At 73.7% G+C, this 19,635-nt stretch carries 20 protein-coding genes; 11 read left to right on the top strand and 9 right to left on the bottom strand.

The window, feature by feature from the left end; translation table 11 throughout:
* Positions 1 to 207: 207 nt before the first annotated feature.
* Positions 208 to 729 (bottom strand): DUF5666 domain-containing protein, encoded by a 522-nt coding sequence (locus BS75_RS45025; RefSeq protein ID WP_052069863.1) that lies wholly within the window; start codon positions 727 to 729, stop codon positions 208 to 210.
* Between the two features lie 167 nt (positions 730 to 896).
* On the opposite strand from BS75_RS45025, the gene BS75_RS31675 reads away from it, so the two are divergent.
* On the top strand, positions 897 to 1,838 hold the full coding sequence (locus BS75_RS31675; protein WP_081982771.1) for an oxygenase MpaB family protein: 942 nt from the start codon (positions 897 to 899) through the stop codon (positions 1,836 to 1,838).
* Between the two features lie 73 nt (positions 1,839 to 1,911).
* Here the strand turns inward: BS75_RS31675 and BS75_RS31670 are convergent, their stop codons facing one another.
* A complete protein-coding gene (locus tag BS75_RS31670; RefSeq protein WP_034090703.1) occupies positions 1,912 to 2,541 on the bottom strand; it encodes a TetR/AcrR family transcriptional regulator in 630 nt (209 codons plus the stop codon).
* An 86-nt stretch (positions 2,542 to 2,627) separates the two neighbouring features.
* Between BS75_RS31670 and BS75_RS31665 the strand changes: the two genes are divergently transcribed.
* Positions 2,628 to 3,554 carry an aldo/keto reductase gene (locus BS75_RS31665; RefSeq protein ID WP_034090702.1) on the top strand — a complete coding sequence of 309 codons (927 nt, stop codon included), beginning with the start codon at positions 2,628 to 2,630 and terminating at the stop codon, positions 3,552 to 3,554.
* 52 nt (positions 3,555 to 3,606) lie between these two features.
* Here the strand turns inward: BS75_RS31665 and BS75_RS31660 are convergent, their stop codons facing one another.
* On the bottom strand, positions 3,607 to 4,665 hold the full coding sequence (locus BS75_RS31660; protein ID WP_160312316.1) for a potassium channel family protein: 1,059 nt from the start codon (positions 4,663 to 4,665) through the stop codon (positions 3,607 to 3,609).
* A gap of 309 nt (positions 4,666 to 4,974) precedes the next feature.
* The gene (locus BS75_RS31655) at positions 4,975 to 5,799 is read right to left on the bottom strand and encodes a LysR family substrate-binding domain-containing protein (protein ID WP_034090701.1); all 825 of its coding nucleotides are present in this window, start codon (positions 5,797 to 5,799) and stop codon (positions 4,975 to 4,977) included.
* Between the two features lie 58 nt (positions 5,800 to 5,857).
* Between BS75_RS31655 and BS75_RS31650 the strand changes: the two genes are divergently transcribed.
* The 5 genes from BS75_RS31650 (at position 5,858) to BS75_RS31630 (ending at position 9,774) form a co-directional block, all read left to right on the top strand.
* A complete protein-coding gene (locus BS75_RS31650) occupies positions 5,858 to 6,277 on the top strand; it encodes a DUF5997 family protein (RefSeq protein WP_034090700.1) in 420 nt (139 codons plus the stop codon).
* Between the two features lie 153 nt (positions 6,278 to 6,430).
* Positions 6,431 to 7,324, top strand: a complete 894-nt coding sequence (locus tag BS75_RS31645) for an SPFH domain-containing protein (protein ID WP_034090699.1) — start codon at positions 6,431 to 6,433, stop codon at positions 7,322 to 7,324.
* Positions 7,325 to 7,342: 18 nt separating this feature from the next.
* Positions 7,343 to 7,600: a hypothetical protein gene (locus BS75_RS31640; RefSeq protein WP_034090698.1), complete on the top strand. Its 258-nt coding sequence runs from the start codon at positions 7,343 to 7,345 to the stop codon at positions 7,598 to 7,600.
* A gap of 356 nt (positions 7,601 to 7,956) precedes the next feature.
* Positions 7,957 to 8,742 carry an electron transfer flavoprotein subunit beta/FixA family protein gene (locus BS75_RS31635; RefSeq protein WP_081982768.1) on the top strand — a complete coding sequence of 262 codons (786 nt, stop codon included), beginning with the start codon at positions 7,957 to 7,959 and terminating at the stop codon, positions 8,740 to 8,742.
* Positions 8,743 to 8,805: 63 nt separating this feature from the next.
* On the top strand, positions 8,806 to 9,774 hold the full coding sequence (locus BS75_RS31630) for an electron transfer flavoprotein subunit alpha/FixB family protein (RefSeq protein ID WP_034090696.1): 969 nt from the start codon (positions 8,806 to 8,808) through the stop codon (positions 9,772 to 9,774).
* 501 nt (positions 9,775 to 10,275) lie between these two features.
* Here the strand turns inward: BS75_RS31630 and BS75_RS31625 are convergent.
* Together BS75_RS31625 and BS75_RS31620 are read right to left on the bottom strand one after the other, a co-directional pair.
* Complete coding sequence (locus tag BS75_RS31625) at positions 10,276 to 10,680, bottom strand: PhlB family protein (RefSeq protein WP_034090695.1); 405 nt, start codon at positions 10,678 to 10,680, stop codon at positions 10,276 to 10,278.
* A 26-nt stretch (positions 10,681 to 10,706) separates the two neighbouring features.
* Positions 10,707 to 11,594: a 3-hydroxybutyryl-CoA dehydrogenase gene (locus tag BS75_RS31620; protein WP_034090694.1), complete on the bottom strand. Its 888-nt coding sequence runs from the start codon at positions 11,592 to 11,594 to the stop codon at positions 10,707 to 10,709.
* A 260-nt stretch (positions 11,595 to 11,854) separates the two neighbouring features.
* Between BS75_RS31620 and BS75_RS31615 the strand changes: the two genes are divergently transcribed.
* Positions 11,855 to 13,411: a molybdopterin-dependent oxidoreductase gene (locus tag BS75_RS31615; RefSeq protein ID WP_231607945.1), complete on the top strand. Its 1,557-nt coding sequence runs from the start codon at positions 11,855 to 11,857 to the stop codon at positions 13,409 to 13,411.
* Between the two features lie 59 nt (positions 13,412 to 13,470).
* A complete protein-coding gene (locus BS75_RS31610) occupies positions 13,471 to 14,085 on the top strand; it encodes a fasciclin domain-containing protein (protein ID WP_034090692.1) in 615 nt (204 codons plus the stop codon).
* A 139-nt stretch (positions 14,086 to 14,224) separates the two neighbouring features.
* On the opposite strand, the gene BS75_RS31605 is transcribed toward BS75_RS31610, so the two are convergent.
* Positions 14,225 to 15,154 (bottom strand): ADP-ribosylglycohydrolase family protein, encoded by a 930-nt coding sequence (locus BS75_RS31605; protein ID WP_034090691.1) that lies wholly within the window; start codon positions 15,152 to 15,154, stop codon positions 14,225 to 14,227.
* A 144-nt stretch (positions 15,155 to 15,298) separates the two neighbouring features.
* On the opposite strand from BS75_RS31605, the gene BS75_RS31600 reads away from it, so the two are divergent.
* Positions 15,299 to 15,724, top strand: a complete 426-nt coding sequence (locus BS75_RS31600; RefSeq protein WP_231607944.1) for a (2Fe-2S) ferredoxin domain-containing protein — start codon at positions 15,299 to 15,301, stop codon at positions 15,722 to 15,724.
* A gap of 56 nt (positions 15,725 to 15,780) precedes the next feature.
* Positions 15,781 to 16,680 carry a hypothetical protein gene (locus tag BS75_RS31595; protein ID WP_034090690.1) on the top strand — a complete coding sequence of 300 codons (900 nt, stop codon included), beginning with the start codon at positions 15,781 to 15,783 and terminating at the stop codon, positions 16,678 to 16,680.
* 94 nt (positions 16,681 to 16,774) lie between these two features.
* Here the strand turns inward: BS75_RS31595 and BS75_RS31590 are convergent, their stop codons facing one another.
* Positions 16,775 to 18,193 carry a mannitol dehydrogenase family protein gene (locus BS75_RS31590; protein ID WP_081982766.1) on the bottom strand — a complete coding sequence of 473 codons (1,419 nt, stop codon included), beginning with the start codon at positions 18,191 to 18,193 and terminating at the stop codon, positions 16,775 to 16,777.
* Positions 18,190 to 19,611: a glucuronate isomerase gene (uxaC, locus tag BS75_RS31585; protein ID WP_034090689.1), complete on the bottom strand. Its 1,422-nt coding sequence runs from the start codon at positions 19,609 to 19,611 to the stop codon at positions 18,190 to 18,192. Before uxaC ends, BS75_RS31590 begins: the two co-directional genes overlap by 4 nt.
* Positions 19,612 to 19,635 lie beyond the last annotated feature (24 nt).

Raw genomic sequence — 19,635 nt, 5'->3', positions numbered from 1 at the left:
ATCGGTTCTGCTGCGGTCTGCCAGCCTCTCCCTGGAACAGGAACCATGGAAGCAGAACCATGGAGGCGGAACTCGGAGCCAGGAGTCCGGAGGCCGGGACCTGACTGCGGGCCTCGGGGCCCGCACTCTGAGAAGCGGGCCAGGCCGCGAAACCGGTCAGGCTGAGAAACCGGCCAGGTCGCCATGCCGGTCGGGCCGCTGTGCCGGTCAGGCGGTGGCGCCCTGTCCCTGAGTCCCGGTGGGGGCGAAGATCCGGGTGGCGTCGTTGGCGCTGCCCGACTGGTTGCCCAGGATCTCGACCTTGTTGCCCGTGGCGAGGGCCGACTCGGCGATCTTCTTGCCGTCGCGGGTGATCTTCGTGTTGCTCGCGGTGGTCCAGGTCCAGGTGGTGCCGTCGGTGCTCTTGACGGTGACCGTGCTGCCGGAAACGGCGGTGATCTGGCCGCGCTGCCACTCTCGGACGACGTACTGCCCGGTCTTGCCGTTCTTCACGGTCACCTGACCGTGGATCCCGACCGGTATCCGAACCCGGGCATGGCCCGACTTCGCCAAGGTCAGGGGACCGGTCCCGGCCGCCGTGGTGCTGGTGAGACTGGCCGTCGTGCCGGTGGGGACGGCTGCCGGGGAGCCCGCTGCGGCATAGGCCGTGGCACCGCCGACGGCGAGCCCGCCCGCCAGAACGATCGCGCCGGCAGCGACTCCGTGCTTGCGCAGGGACAACTTGCTCATGATCTTCTCCCTAACTTCCGGGAACGGAAAGGCCGGACGCATTCCCGTCCACGTCCTACCGTTCCGACGGTATTGACCGACTTTGTGGAAACGGTGTGACAGCAGCAAAAGGCGTGCCTTGTCGGAATCACCACCACGTCGGTCTGCGGCGACCCGACAATGGGGGCATGGACCGGGTCGGGATGGCGACGGACGTGTTGCGGCGAAGGCTGGCCGAAGCCCTCTTCAGCCGGGTGGCCGGACCGGACCGCTCTGCCACGCAGCACCGGATCCACAGGACGCCGGGGCCCCGCTGGTTCGGCCCCGAGCGGCCGATCCGTACGGTCCACGCCGACGCGTCCATGTTCGTCGGCGGGATCGCCGCGTTGCTGCTGCAGTCGCTGCACCCGCTGGCCATGGCCGCGGTCGCCGCACACTCCGGCTACCAGGGCGACCCCTGGGGCCGCCTGCAGCGGACCAGCACCTTCCTCGCCGTCACCACGTTCGGCACTGCCGACGACGCCCAGGCGGCCGTCGACCGAGTGCACGCGGTGCACGGCCGCGTCCGCGGGACCACCGACGACGGAGAGCCCTACGACGCCGGCGACCCGCATCTGCTGGAGTGGGTCCACCTCGCGGAGGTGGACAGCTTCCTCCGATCCCACCAGCGCTACGGGGCCAACCCGTTGGACGCCGCAGGGTGCGACGGCTACGTCCGTGACACCGCGCGGATCGGCGAGGCGCTGGGGGTGGTGCGCGCCCCGCGCAGCGTCGCGGAGCTGACCGCACGGCTCGACGGGTACCGGGGCGAACTGCGGGCCACACCGGCCTCGCGCGAGGCCGCGCGCTTCCTGCTGCTGCACCCGCCACTGCCGCTCGCCGCCAGGCCCCCGTACGCCGCGCTCTGCGCGGCGGCGGTGAACCTGCTGCCGGGCTGGGCGCGGACGCCGCTGGCCCTGCCGCGCCTGCCTCTCGAATCCCTCGGGGCTCCGCTCGCCGGTGGCGCCGTGGTGCGCGGCATCCGCTGGGCGATGCGACCGCCGGCCGAGGCGGCAGAACGGGACGAGCAGGAGGGCGCGGAACACGGCGCGGACCGGGACAGCGCGCGCCGGGGCAGCGCAGAGGGCTGAGCGCGGGCGGGGCCGCAGGCCCCGGGCAGCGCGACCCGGGACAGCGCGGGTGGCGCTGCGGGCGGCCGGAGCGCTACGCGTGGGTCCTGGGGCGCAGGGCGTCGACGACGAGGTCGAGCATGCGGCCGGTCTGCCCCGAGTCGCCGCCGCGCCAAGTGGCACCCTCCGAGGCGTTGTTGGCCGCCGTGGACAGGAACACGCCGAGCAGGATCGCGGTGACGTCGTCCGGGTCGACGTCGGGGCGGAGCGAGCCCGCGCTCGCCCCGGCCGTGAGGATCGTCCCGATCGCACCGGTGATGCGCTCACGGGTGGTCGGTGTCGCCATCCGTCCGGAGGCCCAACCAGCCCGGAGGGTGTCGATCATCCCGCGCTTCATCGCGACGAACTGCGCATAGCGGTCCAGCCATGCCCGGAGCGCGACATCGGGCGGGTACTCGTCGAGCAGGGCGGGGGCGCTCTTGGTGATGTCGTCGAGCTCGGCGGCGTAGACGGCCTCGACCAGCGCCTCCCGGGTCGGAAAGTGCCGATACAGGGTGCCGATGCCGACCCCGGCCTCGCGGGCGATGTCCTCCAGCGGGACGGAGTCGTCCGCGGCGGCGAAGGCCGCCTGGGCGACGGCGACCAGCTTCTCGCGGTTGCGCCGCGCGTCGGCACGGAGCGGGCGTTCCGTGCGGACGCCAGGGGGTGTGGGCTCCGGACTCAAAACGGAGGTACCTCCGGTAGTGTTACATTCGACTGAGCGGAGGCTCCTCCGCTTGTGTCATCATCCCACAGGACAGGAGTTCACTCATGTCTACCGACACCACCGCCACCGGAGTCCGCCGCCCCGGCGGCCCCGGCCCCCTCGCCGGCCGGACCGTCTCCCGCGTCGGGTACGGCGCCATGCAGCTCGAACGCCTGCGCAGCGACCGGCCCGCCGCCGTCGCGCTGCTGCGCCGTGCGGTCGAGCTGGGCGTCGACCACGTCGACACCGCCCAGTTCTACGGCGACGGCTTCGTCAACGAGCTGATCCGCGAGGCGTTCCGCCCCGAGGACGGCGTGCTCGTCGTGAGCAAGGTAGGAGCCACCCCCAACCCGGGCCAGCCCATCCCGCTGCGCCCCGCGCAGCGGCCCGAGGAGCTTCGGGCGAGCGTCGAGGACAACCTCCGCAGCCTCGGCGTCGACCAGGTCCCGGTGGTGAACCTGCGCCGTCTCGACGCCGGGCCCGGACTTCGGGCCGAAGGCGACCAGATCGTCGACCTCGACGACCAGCTCGCGGTGCTGACCGCGATGCGCGACGAGGGAAGTGTCGGCGCGATCGGGCTGAGCAGCGTCACCCTGGACGGGCTTCGCCGGGCGATCCCGGCCGGCATCGTCTGCGTGCAGAACGCGTACAGCCTGGTGGCGCGCGAGGACGAGGACCTGCTCACGCTCTGCGTCGCCGAGGGGATCGCCTGGGTGCCGTACTTCCCGCTCGGCGGCGCGTTCCCCGCCATGCCGAAGGTGACCGACGAGCCTGCCGTCCACTCGGCGGCGCAGTCCCTGGGCAGCACGCCCTCGCAGGTCGGCCTGGCCTGGCTGCTGCAGCACGCCCCGAACGTGCTGCTCATCCCGGGCACCGCCGACCCCGAGCACCTCGCCGCGAACGTCGCCGCCGGCACGATCGCGTTCGACGGACCGACGCTGGCCGCGCTCGACGCCGTCCCGTCGCGCTCGGCAGTGGTTCCGCTCGGCTGACGGAGGTCCTCCTCGCTTCGCCCGCTCCCCCGCTGCGCGGTGTCCCTGGAGCTCAGTCGGCCATCCGGTTCAGGATGGTGTCGGGGCCGAGGACGACGATGAGGTGTCCGGAGGTGAGCCGGAGGTGCGGGTCGGGGTTGGCGTCGACCTCGCGCCCCGGCTCGCGCACGGCCAGGATGGCCACCCCGGCGAAGCGGGTCCGGGCCTCCAGCACGGTCAGGCCGTCCAGCCGGGAGCCGGGGCGCACCACCACCTCCTCCAGCCGGATGCCGGGACCCAGGTCCAGCAGGTCCAGTACCTCCAGCACCGAGGGCTGGAGGGCGAGCAGCGCCATCCGGCGGCCGCTCAGGCCGTAGGGCGAGACCACCTCGTCGGCGCCGGCCCGCATCAGCTTGTCGACCGACGCACTCTCCGCAGCCCTGGCGATGATCCGCAGGTCGGGGTTGAGCGCCCGGGCGGTGAGGGTGATGAAGACGTTCGCCGCGTCGGAGTCCACCGCGCACACCAGTCCCGTGGCGCGCTCGATGCCGGCCCGGCGGAGAACCTGCTCGTCGGTCGCGTCGCCCCCGAGGTGCAGCACTCCGTGCTCCTCCAGCACCTCGGCCAGTTCCGGCTTGGACTCGATCACCACGCCGGGCCGGCCCTGGCGGCGCAGCTCGGCCACGACCGCGCGGCCGACCCGCCCGTAGGCGCAGATCACGTAGTGCCCGCTGAGATGGTCCACGCTGCGGTCCATTCGGCTCCTCCGCATCCAGCGTCCCAGTTCCCCGGAGGCGACGACCTCGGCTCCGACCCCGATCGCGGTGAACAGGGCCACCACCCCGAAGAAGATCAGCGAGATCGTGAAGACCTTGCCGCCGGGGCCGGGCGCGGGTCCGGTGCCGACACCGACGGTGCTGAGGGTGAGCACCGTGGTGTAGAGGGCGTCGAGCAGGCTCTGGCCCTCGATCAACCAGTAGCCGAGGGTGCCGTACAGCAGCGCCACGGTGACCAGCAGGACCGGCAGCCGGAACCGTCCGAGCAGCCGCTCCCAGCGGGTCCGGTCGCCGTTGGCGTCCCGGAGCGCGGCCGAGACACCCCGGGGACGGCCCCCTCGGCCTGGCAGTCGCACGGGTTCCTCCCCGGCGGTCCTTCTTGCTGCGGTTCTTTCGCGGCGGTCCTCCGTCAGCGGCCGACAGCGTTGTTCCAGTGTCGGCCGCCGACCGTCGGCGCGCGCGGCAGGCGGCAGGCGGGAGCCGGGCAAGGCAAAGGGCGGGGCGACGGGCGGGGCAACGGGCGGGGCGACGAACGACGCGGCGCGGTCGGCGGCGCTGTCAGCGGGGCGGTCAGCGGGGCGGTCAGCGGCGCGGTCAGCGGCGCGGTCAGCGGCGCGGTCAGCGGGGACGGGCGGCGGCGCAGCCGTCGCGGCGGTGGGCCGTGCTCAGGAGCGGCGGCGCGGCTTCGAGCTCTTCCCGCTGCCGGTACCGGACTTCGGCTTCGGCTTGGCGGTCCCGCTGCGGGTGCGCCCGCTGCCGGCCTTGGCGGCTGCGGCGCCCTTGCCTGCGCCCTTGGCCGCACCCTGCTGCTGACCCTTCTGCCGAGCCTTGTCCGCCGCGCGCTGCTTCTTCGGCTGCGGCGGGGTCTCCCCCCGGCCGCGCGTGCTGTTGACCGTCCGGCCCCGGACGATCCCGATGAACTCCTCCACCAGGTCCGTCGTCCGGTCCTCCGGCCAGGCGAGGGCCACCTGCGACTGCGGGGCGTCGGTGAGCGGGCGGTAGGCCACGTCCCGACGGTGGTGCAGCCGGGCCAGCGACTGCGGCGCGATCAGGACGCCGATCCCTGCGGCCACCAGCTCGACGGCGTCCCCGGTGGTGGCGGGGCGGTACTTGGCGGGCGTCCCGGGGCGACCCGCTCCGCCCTCCCAGTCCAGGACGTCGTCCAGCGGGTCCAGCACGATCTCCTCGGCCAGGTCGGCCAAGGTCACCTCGGCGGACTCGGTCAGCCGGTGCTCCTTGGGGACCAGGACGACCGTGGTCTCGATGTAGAGCGGGATGGCGCTCAGCGTGCTCCGGTCGACCGGGAGCCGGAGCAGTCCGGCGTCCGCCTCGCCCTCGCGCAGGGTGCGCGAACCCTCGGCGGCGGGGAGCGGGAGCAGCGTGAGCGGGACGTCCGGCAGCCGTTCGCGCCAGACGCCGACCCACTTGCTCGGGGTCACCCCGGGAACGAATGCGAGCCGGAACGAGGAGGTCGCCTGCGAGTCTGTCACGGAGCCAGGCTACCGGCCGTGATCAGGGCGGGCGCTTTCGGTGGATACCCTTGACATCATGACGACGCCCAAGCCGAAGACCACCCAGACGATGAAGCCCGCGACCGCGGCCAAGAAACTGGGGATCCACCTCCAGTCCACTCCTGCCGAATTCCAAGAGGGTGTCGTCTCCCGCGATGAACTCAACGCCCTGCAGCTCGACCCGCCGCAGTGGCTGGCGGACCTGCGGCGCAACGGCCCGCACCCGCGGCCGGTCGTCGCGGAGAAGCTCGGTGTCTCCATCTCCGGACTGGCCCGGGGCGGCGTCCAGGATGCGCTGACCACCGAGCAGATCGAGGCGATCAAGGCGGAGGACCCGGCCTGGCTCCGCCAGGAGCGCGCCACCCAGTCGGAGGTCCGCAAGGAAGCGGTGCGGATCAAGGAGAAGAACAAGCAGGAAGCGGCGAAGCGGGCCGCCACCAACCGACCGGCGAAGTGATCCGGTCCTGGTCCGTCCAGTTCCGCCGTGGCCCCGTACCGCCCCTCGCCGGGCGGTCCGGGGCCACTGTCGTCGCCGCAGCACCCCTCCATAAAGTGATATATAAATGCTAGAGTTTTCCCGAGGGTCGGAGAACCCCGAGGAGGCGCTGCGATGAGTACAGATCTCGGCCGGGCGGCACAGGTCCGGATGCCGGAGGCACCGATCGACGAGAGGGCCGCGGCCAACATCCCGGGCTGGGCGCCGCTCGCCCTCGGGCTGGCGTCGATCGCCTGGGGCGTGGACCTCCGCAGCTCGAACAACTGGCTGAGCGCCGTACTGGTGGTGGTCGGCGCGCTGCTGCTGATCGGGCTCACCCCGGTCGCCCCCGGGCAGGCCCGGGTCGTCGCCCTGTTCGGCCGCTACACCGGGACGGTGCGGACCACCGGACTCCGCTGGGTGAACCCCTTCACCCTGCGCCGGAAGGTCTCCACCCGGGTGCGCAACCACGAGACCGCGACGCTCAAGGTGAACGACGCCGACGGCAATCCGGTCGAGATCGCGGCCGTGGTGGTCTGGCAGGTCGAGGACACCGCGAACGCCGTCTACTCGGTCGACGACTTCGTGCAGTTCGTCGGGATCCAGGCCGAGACCGCCGTCCGGCACATCGCCACCAGCTACCCCTACGACGCCCGCACCGAGGGCCGGATCTCGCTCCGGCAGCACGCCGACGAGATCACCGCACGGCTCTCGGCGGAAATCGGCGCCCGGGTCGCCCTGGCCGGCATCAGCGTGGTCGAGTCCCGGATCACCCGACTCTCCTACGCGCCGGAGATCGCCCAGGTGATGCTGCGCCGCCAGCAGGCGGACGCGATCGTCGCCGCCCGGCAGCGGCTGGTGCAGGGCGCGGTCGGCATGGTGCGCCAGGCGCTGGACTCGCTGAGCGAGGAAGGGATCGTCGACCTCGACGAGGAGCGCAAGGCCGTGATGGTCAGCAACCTGCTCGTGGTGCTCTGCAGCGAACAGGCCACCCAGCCGGTGGTCAACACCGGCACCCTCTACCAGTAGCAGCGGCCGGATCCGCCGATGAGTGAACGGAAGCAGATCCTGCTGCGCCTGGACCCCGCCGTCCATGACGCGCTGGCCCGCTGGGCCGGTGACGAACTGCGCAGCACCACCGCACAGATCGAGTACCTGCTGCGCCAATCACTGTCCCAGGCCGGCCGGTTGCCGGCCAATGTGGGCCAACTCCCCCGGCGCGGACGCCCGCCGAAGCAGGCCCCGCCCGAACAGGCCCCACCGGAGCGGGGCCCGTCCCCGGAGGGTCACGGTCCCGCGGAATGACCCACCGTCAGAGCCGTTCGTCACAGGATGGATTGGCGCACGTCAGCCCGACTCGGCTCTCGGCCGTAGCGGGTCGGCCGGAGTTTCGGGACCCGGTGCGCGGCCTGGCGTTCCAGCACGTCGATCGGGTCGACCCGGTCCGGGGCCGGGAGCCAGTGACCGATCGTCGAACGCCGATCGGATTGCGGTGCTACCGCACCGAGAAGTCATTGGCACTCAGTGCCTTTACGAATGGCACTGAGTACCCTTAGAGTGCTGGTAGCCAGCCACGGCGCGGATGCCCCTCGGGTGCGCACGTCGTTTCGGGGCCGCGCCGGATGTGACCAGCCAATCAGTACCAGTTCAGGAGACAGGCCGTGAGCTTGAGGATCGTTGTCTGTGTGAAGTACGTGCCCGATGCGACCGGTGAGCGGCGTTTCGCGGACGACCTGACGACCGACCGGGATTCGGTGGACGGGCTCCTCTCGGAGTTGGACGAGTACGGGGTCGAGCAGGCGTTGCGGATCGCGGCGGCGAACGAGGGCGCGGAGGTGACGGTGCTGACGGTGGGCCCGGACGACGCGAAGGACGCGCTGCGCAAGGCGTTGTCGATGGGTGCGGACAGGGCCGTGCACGTGAACGACGACGACATCCACGGCAGTGACGCGGTGGGGACCTCGCTGGTGCTGGCGAAGGCGTTGGAGGCGACCGGGTTCGACCTGGTGGTGTGCGGGATGGCGTCGACCGACGGGACGATGGGCGTGGTGCCGGCGCTGCTGGCCGAGCGGCTGGGCGTGCCGCAGGCCACGCTGCTGTCCGAGGTGACGGTCGAGGGCGGCGTGGTGCGCGGCCGCCGGGACGGGGACGCGGCCACCGAGCTGGTGGAGGCGTCGCTGCCGGCAGTGGTGTCGGTGACCGACCAGTCCGGCGAGGCCCGCTACCCCTCGTTCAAGGGCATCATGGCCGCGAAGAAGAAGCCGGTGCAGTCGCTGGACCTGGACGACCTGGGCATCGACGCCGACGCGGTGGGCCTGGCCGGCGCGTGGACCGCGGTGCAGTCCGCGACCGCGCGCCCCGCCCGCACGGCCGGCACGGTCGTCAAGGACGAGGGCGAGGGCGGCCTGCAGCTGGCCGCGTTCCTCGCCGCGCAGAAGTTCATCTGACCCCGCCGGGCCACCCCCACCCCCACCCCTCTGTCTTCTTCTGTCTTTCTGGAGCGTTGAATCATGGCTGAGATCCTGGTCCTGGTGGACCACGCGGACGGTGCCGTCCGCAAGCCGACCCTGGAGCTGCTGACCGTGGCCCGCCGTCTGGGCGAGCCGGCCGCGGTCCTGCTCGGCGGCGGCGAGCACACCCCCGCGCTGACCGCCAGGCTGGCCGAGTACGGTGCGGAGAAGGTCTACACCGCCGACGCGGCGCAGTTCGCGGACTTCCTGGTGGTGCCGAAGGTCGACGCGCTGGCGCAGGTCGCCGCCGCGGCGCAGCCCGGTGCGGTGCTGGTGACGTCCTCGGGCGAGGGCAAGGAGGTCGCGGCGCGGCTCGCGCTGCGGCTGGGCTCGGGTGTGATCACCGACGCGGTCGACGTGACCGCCGACGAGCAGGGCCCGCTGGCCGCGCAGGCGGCGTTCGCGGCGTCGTTCACCACGCTCTCGCGGGTCTCGCGGGGCGTGCCGGTGATCACGGTCAAGCCGAACGCGGCCGCGCCGCAGGCGGTGGCGGGCGCGGGCGCGGTCGTGCCGGTCGAGGTGGTGTTCACCGCGGCGGCGTCCGGGACCCGGGTGCTGTCGCGGACCGCGCGGGTGTCCTCGGGGCGTCCGGAGCTGACCGAGGCCGCGATCGTGGTCTCGGGGGGCCGGGGCGTGGGCGCGGCGGAGGGCTTCGGCGTGGTCGAGGAGCTCGCGGACTCGCTGGGCGCCGCGGTGGGCGCCTCGCGCGCGGCCGTCGACGCGGGCTGGTACCCGCACAGCAACCAGGTCGGCCAGACCGGCAAGCAGGTCTCCCCGCAGCTCTACATCGCCAACGGCATCTCCGGCGCGATCCAGCACCGGGCCGGCATGCAGACCTCCAAGACCATCGTCGCGGTCAACAAGGACCCCGAGGCCCCGATCTTCGAACTCGCCGACTACGGCGTCGTCGGCGACCTCTTCAACGTCCTGCCCCAACTCACCACCGAGATCAAGAACCGCAAGGGCTGACACCACCAGCCCAGCCCAACCCCGAAGGGCCCCGACCGCACACCCGGCCGGGGCCCCTCGACGTTCCTGGAACCATGCCTTGCAGCCGTCAGCCGAGGCCGGGCAGGGCCGGCGTGGCGAGGACGCCTGTGACACAGCCCCGCGCGGCCCCGGGCGGGCCCCACAGCCTGACCATCAACATCGGGCATCGGCATCGGCATCGGCGGCTCCGGCGGGGTCTTCGCACACCCGTCGTTCATCGGCCCTCCTCGGCTCCGCCCTCGGGGCCACCGCCCACGACCTGTTGCCCGGCGTCGCCGGACCAGTCGGTGCGCACGGACTGAGACGCACCGCCGAAGGGCGGACCGGCGGCCGACGTCCCGGCGGGAGCGCCCGCGCGCCGGGCGGAGGACGGTCGGGCCCCGGAGCAATAAGACTTCAGAGCGCTGAGGCTCAGAGCGCTGAGGCTCGAAGCGCTGAGGTTCAGAGCAGTCAGGCTCAGAGCAGTCAGGCTCAGAGCAGTCAGGCCAGCCGGAACTCGAACGAACGGGGACCGGTGCCCTCGGCGTGCAGGACGACGCGCGCGCCGAGCGGCACCACCCTGGGCCGGTCCTCGGACAGCACGGCGGTGATGGTGAAGCCCTCGTCGAGGGTGACCACGCAGGCGTGCGGCACCCGGTGCACCAGCTGGAACGAACCCCGCGTCGCGCCCAGCCGACTGACCACGCCGAGCCCGGCGCTGACCGCCTCGTCCAACTCGGTCGCCCCGCACGAGGGGCAGAGGAAGCGTGAGTGCAGGGTCGCCGACCGGCACCAGCGGCAGCGTCGGTAGTGCAGCACCGGCGCTCCGGCGGGGGCGGCCTGCTGCGGCCCGGCCTCCCGGGTCGAAGTCTCGCGGAACACATCGGTGGCGGTCGAGGAATCCATCGTCAACTCCGGCTCTCGGTGGCCGATCAGGCCGTGGCGTACTCGTAGAATCCACGACCGCTCTTGCGCCCCAGCTGGCCGGCCTCGACCATCCGCAACAGCAGCGCAGGCGGCGTGTAGAGGGGCTCCTTGAATTCCTCGTACATCGCCTCGGCGGCGGCCCGGACGGTGTCCAGACCGATCAGGTCCGCCAACCGGAGCGGTCCCATGGGGTGGGCGCAGCCCAGCACCATGCCGTCGTCGATGTCCTGGGGCGCCGCGAAGCCGGACTCGGCCATCCGCACGGCCGCCAGCAGGTACGGGATGAGCAGGGCGTTGACCACGAATCCGGCCCGGTCGCGGGCCGGGACGGCGCGCTTGCCGAGCCGCTCGGTGACGAAGTGCCCGGCCCGCTCGCGGGTGGACTCGGAAGTGAGCAGCGAGGGCACGAGCTCGACCAGGGGCAGGACCGGCACCGGGTTGAAGAAGTGGATCCCGATGACCTGTCCGGGCCGGGTGGTGGCGGTGCCCAGCCGCATGATCGGGATGGAGGAGGTGTTGGAGGCCAGGATCGCCTCCGGGTCAGTGACGATCCGGTCGAGTGCGGCCAGGACGCTGGTCTTGGCCTGCTCCTGCTCGGCCACGGCCTCGATCACCAGTTGACGGTCGGCCAGGTCCTGCAGGTCGGCGCTGAAGGCGATCCGGCCGTAGGCCGCCTCGGCCTCGGCCTCGGCGAGCTTGCCGCGCTTGACCGCCTTGGCGAACGAGGCCTCGATCCGGGCGCGACCGCGTTCGGCGGCGGCGAGGTCGGACTCGGCGACTCTGACGTCAACTCCGGCCCGGGCGCAGACCTCGGCGATGCCGGCCCCCATCTGCCCGCAGCCGACGACGCCGACCCGCTCGATCGACTGCCGCTCCGACAGGTTCCCGCTCATGCCACGCCTCTCCGCGCGCCCTCGGGCGCGTCACTTCGACACGCGGAGACAATACGGCACTCAGTGCCATCGAACAAGGAACTGCGTTCCCTTCGGGGTGCGGGTGACGCCCGAGGGCCCACCCGCCATGGGAACGGCGTCCCGCCCGACGCCCGATCCGAAGGGAACTCAGTACCCCTGGGCGCATTTGTCCGATCCGGACCCGTCCGCAGCTCGATCGGTCCCGAATCACCTTTGTGGGCAAGGTGCGCACGGCTGCTGTGGGAGCCGCGACCGGTCTCGGATCGGCCGCCGCGGCTCTGGCGGCGGGCGACCTGACGGCGGCCTTCACCGGGCCCTCCAGTGCCCCGGTGATCGCCGTCGGGTCTGCCGCGATCAATCTGACCCCGACCTGGCTGAAGGACTTCGCCGTCCAGCACTTCGGCACCCACGACAAGACCGTGCTGCTGGCCGGGATCTACGCGACCATGCTGGTCATCGCGCTGCTGGCGGGAGTGCTGGCGCTGCGGTGGCGGCGGCTGGGCCTCGCCCTGTTCGTGCTGCTGGCCGGGGTCGGCGCTTGGGCCGCGAGCTCCCGGCAGGCCTCTCTCGTCCCCTCGCTGGTGGCCGGCGCGGTGGGCGCCGCCGCGTTGTGGCTGCTGATCCGGCGGGCCCCGGTCGGCCGCCCGGCCGCCGATGCCGCCACACCCACGACGCCCAACGCCACGACCGCGAAGGCCACCGCGGCGGCCGCGCCCCGGGGCGCGCTGGACCGCCGGGGCTTCCTGCTGGCGCTGGTCGGCACCGCCGTGTTCGCGGCCGTCGCCGAGACGGCCGGACGGGCGCTGACCGCCGCCCGCTACAACGTGGCCGCCGCCCGCGCCGCCGTCCACCTGCCCAGGGCGGTGCACCCGCTGCCGCCGATCCCGGCCGCCGCGCACCCGGACGTCGCCGGACTCTCCCCGTTCACCACCCCCGTCGCGGACTTCTACCGCGTCGACATCGACCTGACGCTCCCCCAGGTGGCCCCGGCGGACTGGACCCTCCGGGTCCACGGGATGGTCGACCACCCGCTGGAGCTGTCCTTCGACGACCTGCTGCACCGTCCGCTGGTCGAGCTGGACCACACCCTGTCCTGCGTCTCCAACCAGGTCGGCGGCCCCTATGTGAGCACCGCCCGGTGGCTGGGCGCATCGCTGCCCGCGCTGCTGCGCGAGGCGGGCGTCCGGCCGGGTTCGCAGCAGCTCGTGGGCCGCTCCAGCGACGGCATGACCATCGGCTCACCGCTGGACCTGGTGCTGGACGGCCGGACCGCGCTGCTGGCGGTCGGCATGGACGGGGCGCCGCTGCCGGTCGCCCACGGCTTCCCCTGCCGCTCGGTGGTCCCCGGCCTGTACGGCTACACCTCGGCGACCAAGTGGCTGACCGACCTGGAGGTCACCACCTTCGCCGCCTACGACCCGTACTGGGTCCACCGCGGCTGGGACCGCACCGGAACGGTGAAGACCGCCTCCCGGATCGAGGTCCCGGCCCCGCTGGCACAGCTCCCGACCGGGACGGTGACCGTGGCCGGCACCGCCTGGGCGACCCACCGCGGCATCTCCGCCGTCGAGGTCCGGGTGGACGGCGGCCCCTGGTCGGAGGCCGACCTCGCCACCGCCGTCAGCCCGGACGTCTGGCGGCAGTGGACCCTCCACTGGACCGGCGCCGCACCCGGCCTCCACACCCTGGAGGTCCGCGCGACCGACGGCACCGGCGCCGTCCAACCGCAGGCCAGTGCCCCGCCCTTCCCCTCGGGGGCCACGGGCTGGCACAGCGTCGTGGTCACCGTCGGCTGACCGACTCCCCCGCTTCTCCCACCATCACCGTTCTCGACTATCGAAGGAAGTGACTCCCGATGGCAATCACCGGCAAGCGCAACTCCTCACTGGCGGCCCTCCTGGCCGCCGGCGCCCTGGCCTTCGGCCTGGTCGGCAGTACCGCCGCCGCCGCGGTGGCGGCTCCGTCGGCCGCTGTCCGAACCACCGCCACCAGCAGCGCCGCACCGTTCGGCCCCGGCTGCGCCAAGGTGCCCAGCACCGGCTCCGGCAGCTTCGGCGGCATGGCCATGGATCCGGTCGCCACCGCGGCCTCCAACAACCCGCAGCTGTCGACCCTGGTGACAGCGGTGCAGAAGGCCGGGCTGGTCGACACCCTCAACTCGGCCAAGAACATCACCGTCTTCGCGCCGGACAACGCCGCGTTCGCGAAGATCCCCACGGCGACGCTGAACTCGGTGCTGGCCAACAAGGCCGAACTCACCAAGATCCTCACCTATCACGTGCTGCCCGGCCAGCTCTCCCCGAGCGCGCTGGCGGGCACCCACAAGACCCTGGAGGGCAGCACCCTCACGGTCACCGGCTCCGGCCAGAACTTCAAGGTGAACACCACCGCGACGGTCCAGTGCGGCGACGTCCACACCGCCAACGCGACGGTCTACATCATCGACACGGTCCTGATGCCCAAGACCTGACCCGATGCCGAAGAGCTGGGGCGACCGACCGTCGCTCCCCGATACGCCGCCGGCGCCGGCCGGACAGACCCCCGGCGCCGGCGGCCTGCTGCCCGGCGGCCTGCTGCCCGGCGGCCTGCCCGGCCGAAGGGTCGAGCGGTCAGCAGGGCTCGTCGGCGGGGTCGTCCAGCCAGGCCGGGAGGGGCTCGGTGTGCTCGCGCCAGGCGGGCGGGATGCCGTCGGCGCCGACGCGGGCGGCGACGATGCCGCCGACGATCGCGCAGGTGGTGTCCACGTCGCCACCGGCCGAGGCCGTGTCCAGGAGGGCCGACCGATAGTCCGTCAGGTTCCGGGCCGCGCACCAGAGGGTGAACGGCACCGTGTCCACCGCGCTGACCCGGCGGCCGTTCCCGAGGCGGTGGGCGGCCAGATCGACGTGCGGCTCCTCCAGCAGCGCGCGGGCCTCGGCGACGCCGTCGCGGACCTGGCCGGGCGGGGTGTGCTCCAGCACCGTGTCGAGCAGGTCAGCGCCTTCGACGGAGCCGCTGCGGCCGGACGCGGCCCGGCTCGCCGCGACCGCCACCGCGACGGCCCCGGCGACCGCCTCGGGGTGGGTATGGGTCACGGCGGCGGACAGCGCCGCCTCGCGCGCGGCGCGGGCGGGGTCGCCGGGATGGCGGGCGCCGAGCGGGGCCACCCGCATCGCCGCGCCGTTGCCCCAGGAGCCCTGGCCTTCGAACAGACCGGCGGCCAGCTCGCGCCAGTCGCCGCCCTGGCGGACCAGACGGAGCATCCGGTTCATCGCCGGGCCGTAGCCCCGGTCGAAGTCGTGGTGGAGGGCGAAGGAGCGGGCGAGGGCGTCCTGGTCCAGCCGTCCGGAGCGGGCCTGGCTGCGGTGGACCGAGCAGGCCATCTCGGTGTCGTCGGTCCAGGGCCAGGGGCCCGGTGGCAGTTCGTGCCGACGCAGGACCGGAAGGTTCTCCGGGACGAAGTGCTGGGCGCCGAAGGCGTCGCCGACGGCCAGGCCCCGGAGCGAGTCGCGGGAGGTGGTGTCGGGGTCGGTGCGTGCGGGTTCCGGGTAGGAGGTCATTGCCCACCATCCTCTCCACCGCGTCGCCCGCCCGCCACCGGATTCCCTCCGCGACGGGGCCCACCCCGGCGTCGTCCACCCTGCCCCGGGCTGGGAGGATCGTCCGGACCGGACCGGCACGAAGGACTTCACGAAGGACAACCGTTGAGCCGACTCTCCCGCTCCGACGCCCGCTCCGACGCCCGGGCCGTGTCGGCCGGCGCGGCCCGCTGCACGGTCACGGTCTGTCGGGACTGCTGCTGCGGGACGGCCAAGGTCCCGCGCCTGGACCACCAGGCGCAGCTGGACGGTCTGCGCAGCTCCCTGGCGGGGGTGGCCCTGGTCCGGCGGGTGGACTGCCTGGACGCCTGCGAGCACGCCAACGTCATCGTCGTCCAGCCCTCCCCCGAGGGACGCCGGGCGGGCGGACGTCCGGTGTGGCTCGGGCTGGTGAACGACCCCGACGCCGCCGCCGACATATCCGCCTGGGTGGAGGCCGGCGGACCCGGCCTCGCCGCGCCGCCGGACATCCTGGACCTCTACGTCATCAACCCGTCCCGCCGGGTCCGCGCGGCGCTGGACGGCGACTGACATTCCGCGCAGCTGCGCGGCTGTCGTCCCGGCGGCGTCGGGGTCACCATCCAGACATGGCAAACGACGACGAACCGCGGGCCGCCTGGCTGAAGTTCACCAAGCGGCAGTTGCCCCGGCCCTACGACCGGGATCTGTCCGGGGTGCTCCGGCATCTCAACCGGCGTACCAGGGTGGGGCGTTACCGGATCGCGAACGACCCGGTCACCGCCGGGTACCTGTGTGCCGGAATGCGGCTGCTGGAGCGGCACTTCGGCCCCGGAGCCCGGCAGCACGCCCACGTCGAGACGCCGTTGCTCGGCTTCGTGTCGCAGCGGGCGGTGGCCGCCGAGGTGTCCGGCAATCCGGCGCCCTTCCCCCGGCAGGGCACCGTGGCCACGCTGCGGGACCGCTGGGGCGCGCACGCCAACTTCATCGCCGATCTGATCAACTTCGCGGTGTGGCTGGAGAACTACCGCCCCGGGTACCGGGCCAAGCGCGCCCGGGACACCGAACTGCTGGTCAACGGGCCGGACTTCGTCCGGGCCGTGCTGGAGACCGCCTACCGGCACACCGCCGAGGGGTTGAGCCTGACCTCGGTCCGGTTCAGCCTCGCGCTGATGACCACCGCCGCCGGGGACGGGGTGGTCGGCCTGGCCGTCTCCCGGGTCTACCAGGGCTATCTGGCCTCCTGGAAGGAGCTCTACGCCACGGTGATCCGCGAGCGCGGGCTGCGGCTGCGCCCGGGGCTGACCCTGGACGACCTCGCCGACGCGCTCTCGGCCGCCACCGACGGCGCGATCCTGCGCGCGATGGGCGACCCCGACGCGGACGTCGTCGACCACGTCGACCGCCGCTCCGTGGTCGGCCCGGTCGCGCTGGCCCTGGTCCACGGGTTCCTGGAGCCGGAGGAGGAGGCCACCGGCCTCAGCCTGGAGCAGGCCGTCCGGCTCCGCTTCGACGGCCGCCCGGCCTGAGCGGGCCGGATCGGCTGCTGACCGCCGCGCCCACCGGCCCACCGGCCAGGCGGCCAGGCGGCCAGGCGACCGGGCGGCCCACCGGCCGGGCCGGTCAGCACGCCTCCGGGAAGTCGGCGCGCACGGCCGCGAGCACGGCCGCCGCCAGCGCCGCGTCGCCGCCCAGCGCCGGGTCCAGCGCGGCGAGGACGCCCCGGACGGCGTCGGGCAGCGGTCCGCGCGCGGTCGGCAGCAGCGGCTCGGCGCCCGCGTCCCTGACCGGCGCGCCGAAGCCGCGCAGGTGCGCCAGCCAGGCGGCCAGGACCCGTACCGCCCCCGCCGGCATCCGTCCGGCGGCCCGCTCGCGGCGCAGCACCGGCAGGATCCGGACCGGCAGCTTCTGCGAGCCGTCGGCGGCGATCTGCGCCAGCGCGTGCCGGATGCGCGGGTTGCCGAAGCGTTCCAGCAGCGCCGCCCGGTAGGCGTCCGACTCCTCGGCGGGCAGCCGCAGCCGGGCGGCGGCCTCGGTCCACCACTGCTCCGTCCAGCGGCGGCACTCGGGGTCGGCGACGGCCTCGGCGACGGTGGCGTGGCCCCGGATGCCGCCCGCGTAGGCGAGCAGCGAGTGCGCGCCGTTGAGCAGCCAGAGCTTGCGCTCCTCGTAGGGCGTGACGTCGTCCACCAGCCGGGCGCCGGCCCGCTCCCAGTCCGGGCGTCCGGCCGGGAAACCGCCGCTGAGCACCCATTCGCTGAAGGGCTCGGTGAGCACCGGCGCCGCGTCCGCGATCCCGCCCGCTGCGGCGAGGTCCGCCCGGTCGGCGTCGGTGGTGGCCGGGGTGATCCGGTCGACCATGGTGGTCACGCAGGCCGCGCCGCTCCCGACCGCTTCGGCGAAGGGCTCGCCGCCGACCTGCGCGGCGGCCTCGCGGAGCAGCCGGGCCAGGACCGTGCCGTTGGCCGGCAGGTTGTCGCAGGGGACCAGCGCGACCGGCCCGAGTCCGGCCGCGCGGCGGGCGGCGAGGCCGGCCAGCAGCCGGGCCACGGCGGTGCGGACCGGCGCGAGCGGGTCGGCGCGCAGCGCGGCGAGGTCGGCGGCGACCTCCGGCCGGTCGGTGTCGAGCCCGCCGTCGGCGCGGCGGGTGTAGCCGGCCTCGGTGACGGTCAGGGTGACCACCGCGAGCGCGGGCAGTCGCCAGTACCCCAGCCAGGCGCCGTGGTCGCCGCCGGGGTGGACGGCGGACAGCCCGGCCAGGACCTCGCTGCGGTCACCGTCGGCGCCCCGGGTGACCAGGGTGTAGAGGCCGTCCTGCGCGGCCAGCGCCTCGGGCAGGTCGGGCCGGGAGCCGCTGAAGGCGGCGATGCCCCAGTCGGCGGCGTCCGGCGCGTGCGCGGTGTACCAGGCCTGGTGGGCGCGGAAGAAGTTGCCGAGGCCGAGGTGCAGTATCCGCACCGGCGCGGCCGGGCCGCCGTCCCCCGCCGCCCGCGACAGCCCTCGCGGCGTGACCGCCGCAGCATCGAACGGCGTGTCGCTCACAGCTTGAACGCCCTTCGCGGGTTGACGGTGACCAGGTCGACCGCCGTCTCGATCGCCTCGTCCTCGTCCAGCCGGTGCTCGGCGACCAACTCGGCCAGGATCCCGCTGTCGAGCCGGCGGGACATGTCGTGCCGGGCCGGGATCGAGCAGAAGGCCCGGGTGTCGTCGATGAAGCCGGAGGTCCGGGCGAAGCCTGCGGTCTCGGTGACCGCGCGGCGGTAGCGGCGCACGGCGTCGGGCGCGTCCAGGAACCACCAGGGCGCCCCGGCGTAGACGGAGGGGTAGAAGCCGGCCAGCGGGGCGATCTCGCGCGAGAACACGGTCTCGTCCAGGGTGAACAGCACCAGCTGGAAGCCCGGGTGGGTGCCGTAGCGCTCCAGCAGCGGGCGCAGCGCCTCGGTGAACTCGGCCCGGACCGGGATGTCGTGGCCGGTGTCCGCGCCGAAACGGGCGGTGGTGGGGCCGTGGTGGCCGCGTCGGACGGCCGGGTGCAGGGTCATCACCAGACCGTCCTCGGCGGACATCCGGGCCATCTCCAGCAGCATGTGCCGGCGGAAGGCGGTGGTCTCGGCCTCACTCGCGACGCCGTCCAGCGCGGCGCGGTAGATCCGGGCCGCCTCCTGCGGGTCGAGCGGGTCGGTGCGGACGTCCAGGTGGCTGTGGTCGGCGGAGGTCGCGCCGTGCGCGACGAAGTGGGCGCGGCGGTTCTCCAGCGCCCGGAGGTAGCCCGGGTAGTCGCCGGTGTCGCTGTCGGCGGCCAGCCCCAGCCGGGCGACCGCCTCGGCCCAGTCCGGCCGGCCCGGCTCCAGGTAGCGGTCGGGGCGGAAGGTCGGCACGACCCGGGCGGTCCAGTCCGGGTCGGCGGCCAGCGCGGCGTGGGCGGCGAGGTCGTCGGCCGGGTCGTCGGTGGTGGCGAGCACCTCGATGCCGAAGCGGCGGAACAGCGCCCGGGGGCGGTAGGCCGGGTCGGCCAGCCGCTCGGCCACCTGGTCGTAGATCCGGTCCGCGTTCTCCGCGTCGGGGCGCTCGGTGACGCCGAAGATCTCCGACAGCTCGGACTCGAACCAGTAGCGGACCGGGGTGCCCCGGAACAGCGACCAGCGGGCGCACAGGTGCCGCCAGACCGCGCGCGCCTCCGGCTCGGTCAACGGGCCGCGCCCGACCCCCAGTTCGTCCAGCGGCACGCCGTCGGCGTGGAGCAGCCGGGTGACGTAGTGGTCGGGCGTCACCAGCAGGCTCGCCGGGTCGGCGAACGGCGTGTCGGCGGCGAGCTGCGCCGCGTCCACATGGCCGTGCGGGGAGACGATCGGCAGCTCGCGCACGGCCTGGTAGAGCCGGCGGGCGACCGCGCGCACGGCGGGGTCGTAGGGGAACAGGCGGTCCGGGTGCGGCGCGAGTGCGGCGTGGGGACGGGACATGGTTCGGATTCTGCGAGCCCCGGG

Source organism: Streptacidiphilus albus JL83 (genome assembly GCF_000744705.1).
Taxonomy (GTDB): Bacteria; Actinomycetota; Actinomycetes; order Streptomycetales; family Streptomycetaceae; genus Streptacidiphilus; species Streptacidiphilus albus.
Note: the sequence above shows the minus strand (reverse complement) of the source record. Positions and strands in the feature narration are given on the sequence as shown.

Excerpts from the sequence above, each read along its gene's own strand:
- BS75_RS45025 (WP_052069863.1), bottom strand. The coding sequence starts at position 729 with ATGAGCAAGTTGTCCCTGCGCAAGCACGGAGTCGCTGCCGGCGCGATC.
- BS75_RS31675 (WP_081982771.1), top strand. The coding sequence starts at position 897 with ATGGACCGGGTCGGGATGGCGACGGACGTGTTGCGGCGAAGGCTGGCC.
- BS75_RS31665 (WP_034090702.1), top strand. The coding sequence starts at position 2,628 with ATGTCTACCGACACCACCGCCACCGGAGTCCGCCGCCCCGGCGGCCCC.
- BS75_RS31650 (WP_034090700.1), top strand. The coding sequence starts at position 5,858 with ATGACGACGCCCAAGCCGAAGACCACCCAGACGATGAAGCCCGCGACC.
- BS75_RS31645 (WP_034090699.1), top strand. The coding sequence starts at position 6,431 with ATGAGTACAGATCTCGGCCGGGCGGCACAGGTCCGGATGCCGGAGGCA.
- BS75_RS31640 (WP_034090698.1), top strand. The coding sequence starts at position 7,343 with ATGAGTGAACGGAAGCAGATCCTGCTGCGCCTGGACCCCGCCGTCCAT.
- BS75_RS31630 (WP_034090696.1), top strand. The coding sequence starts at position 8,806 with ATGGCTGAGATCCTGGTCCTGGTGGACCACGCGGACGGTGCCGTCCGC.
- BS75_RS31625 (WP_034090695.1), bottom strand. The coding sequence starts at position 10,680 with ATGGATTCCTCGACCGCCACCGATGTGTTCCGCGAGACTTCGACCCGG.
- BS75_RS31620 (WP_034090694.1), bottom strand. The coding sequence starts at position 11,594 with ATGAGCGGGAACCTGTCGGAGCGGCAGTCGATCGAGCGGGTCGGCGTC.
- BS75_RS31610 (WP_034090692.1), top strand. The coding sequence starts at position 13,471 with ATGGCAATCACCGGCAAGCGCAACTCCTCACTGGCGGCCCTCCTGGCC.
- BS75_RS31605 (WP_034090691.1), bottom strand. The coding sequence starts at position 15,154 with ATGACCTCCTACCCGGAACCCGCACGCACCGACCCCGACACCACCTCC.
- BS75_RS31595 (WP_034090690.1), top strand. The coding sequence starts at position 15,781 with ATGGCAAACGACGACGAACCGCGGGCCGCCTGGCTGAAGTTCACCAAG.
- uxaC (WP_034090689.1), bottom strand. The coding sequence starts at position 19,611 with ATGTCCCGTCCCCACGCCGCACTCGCGCCGCACCCGGACCGCCTGTTC.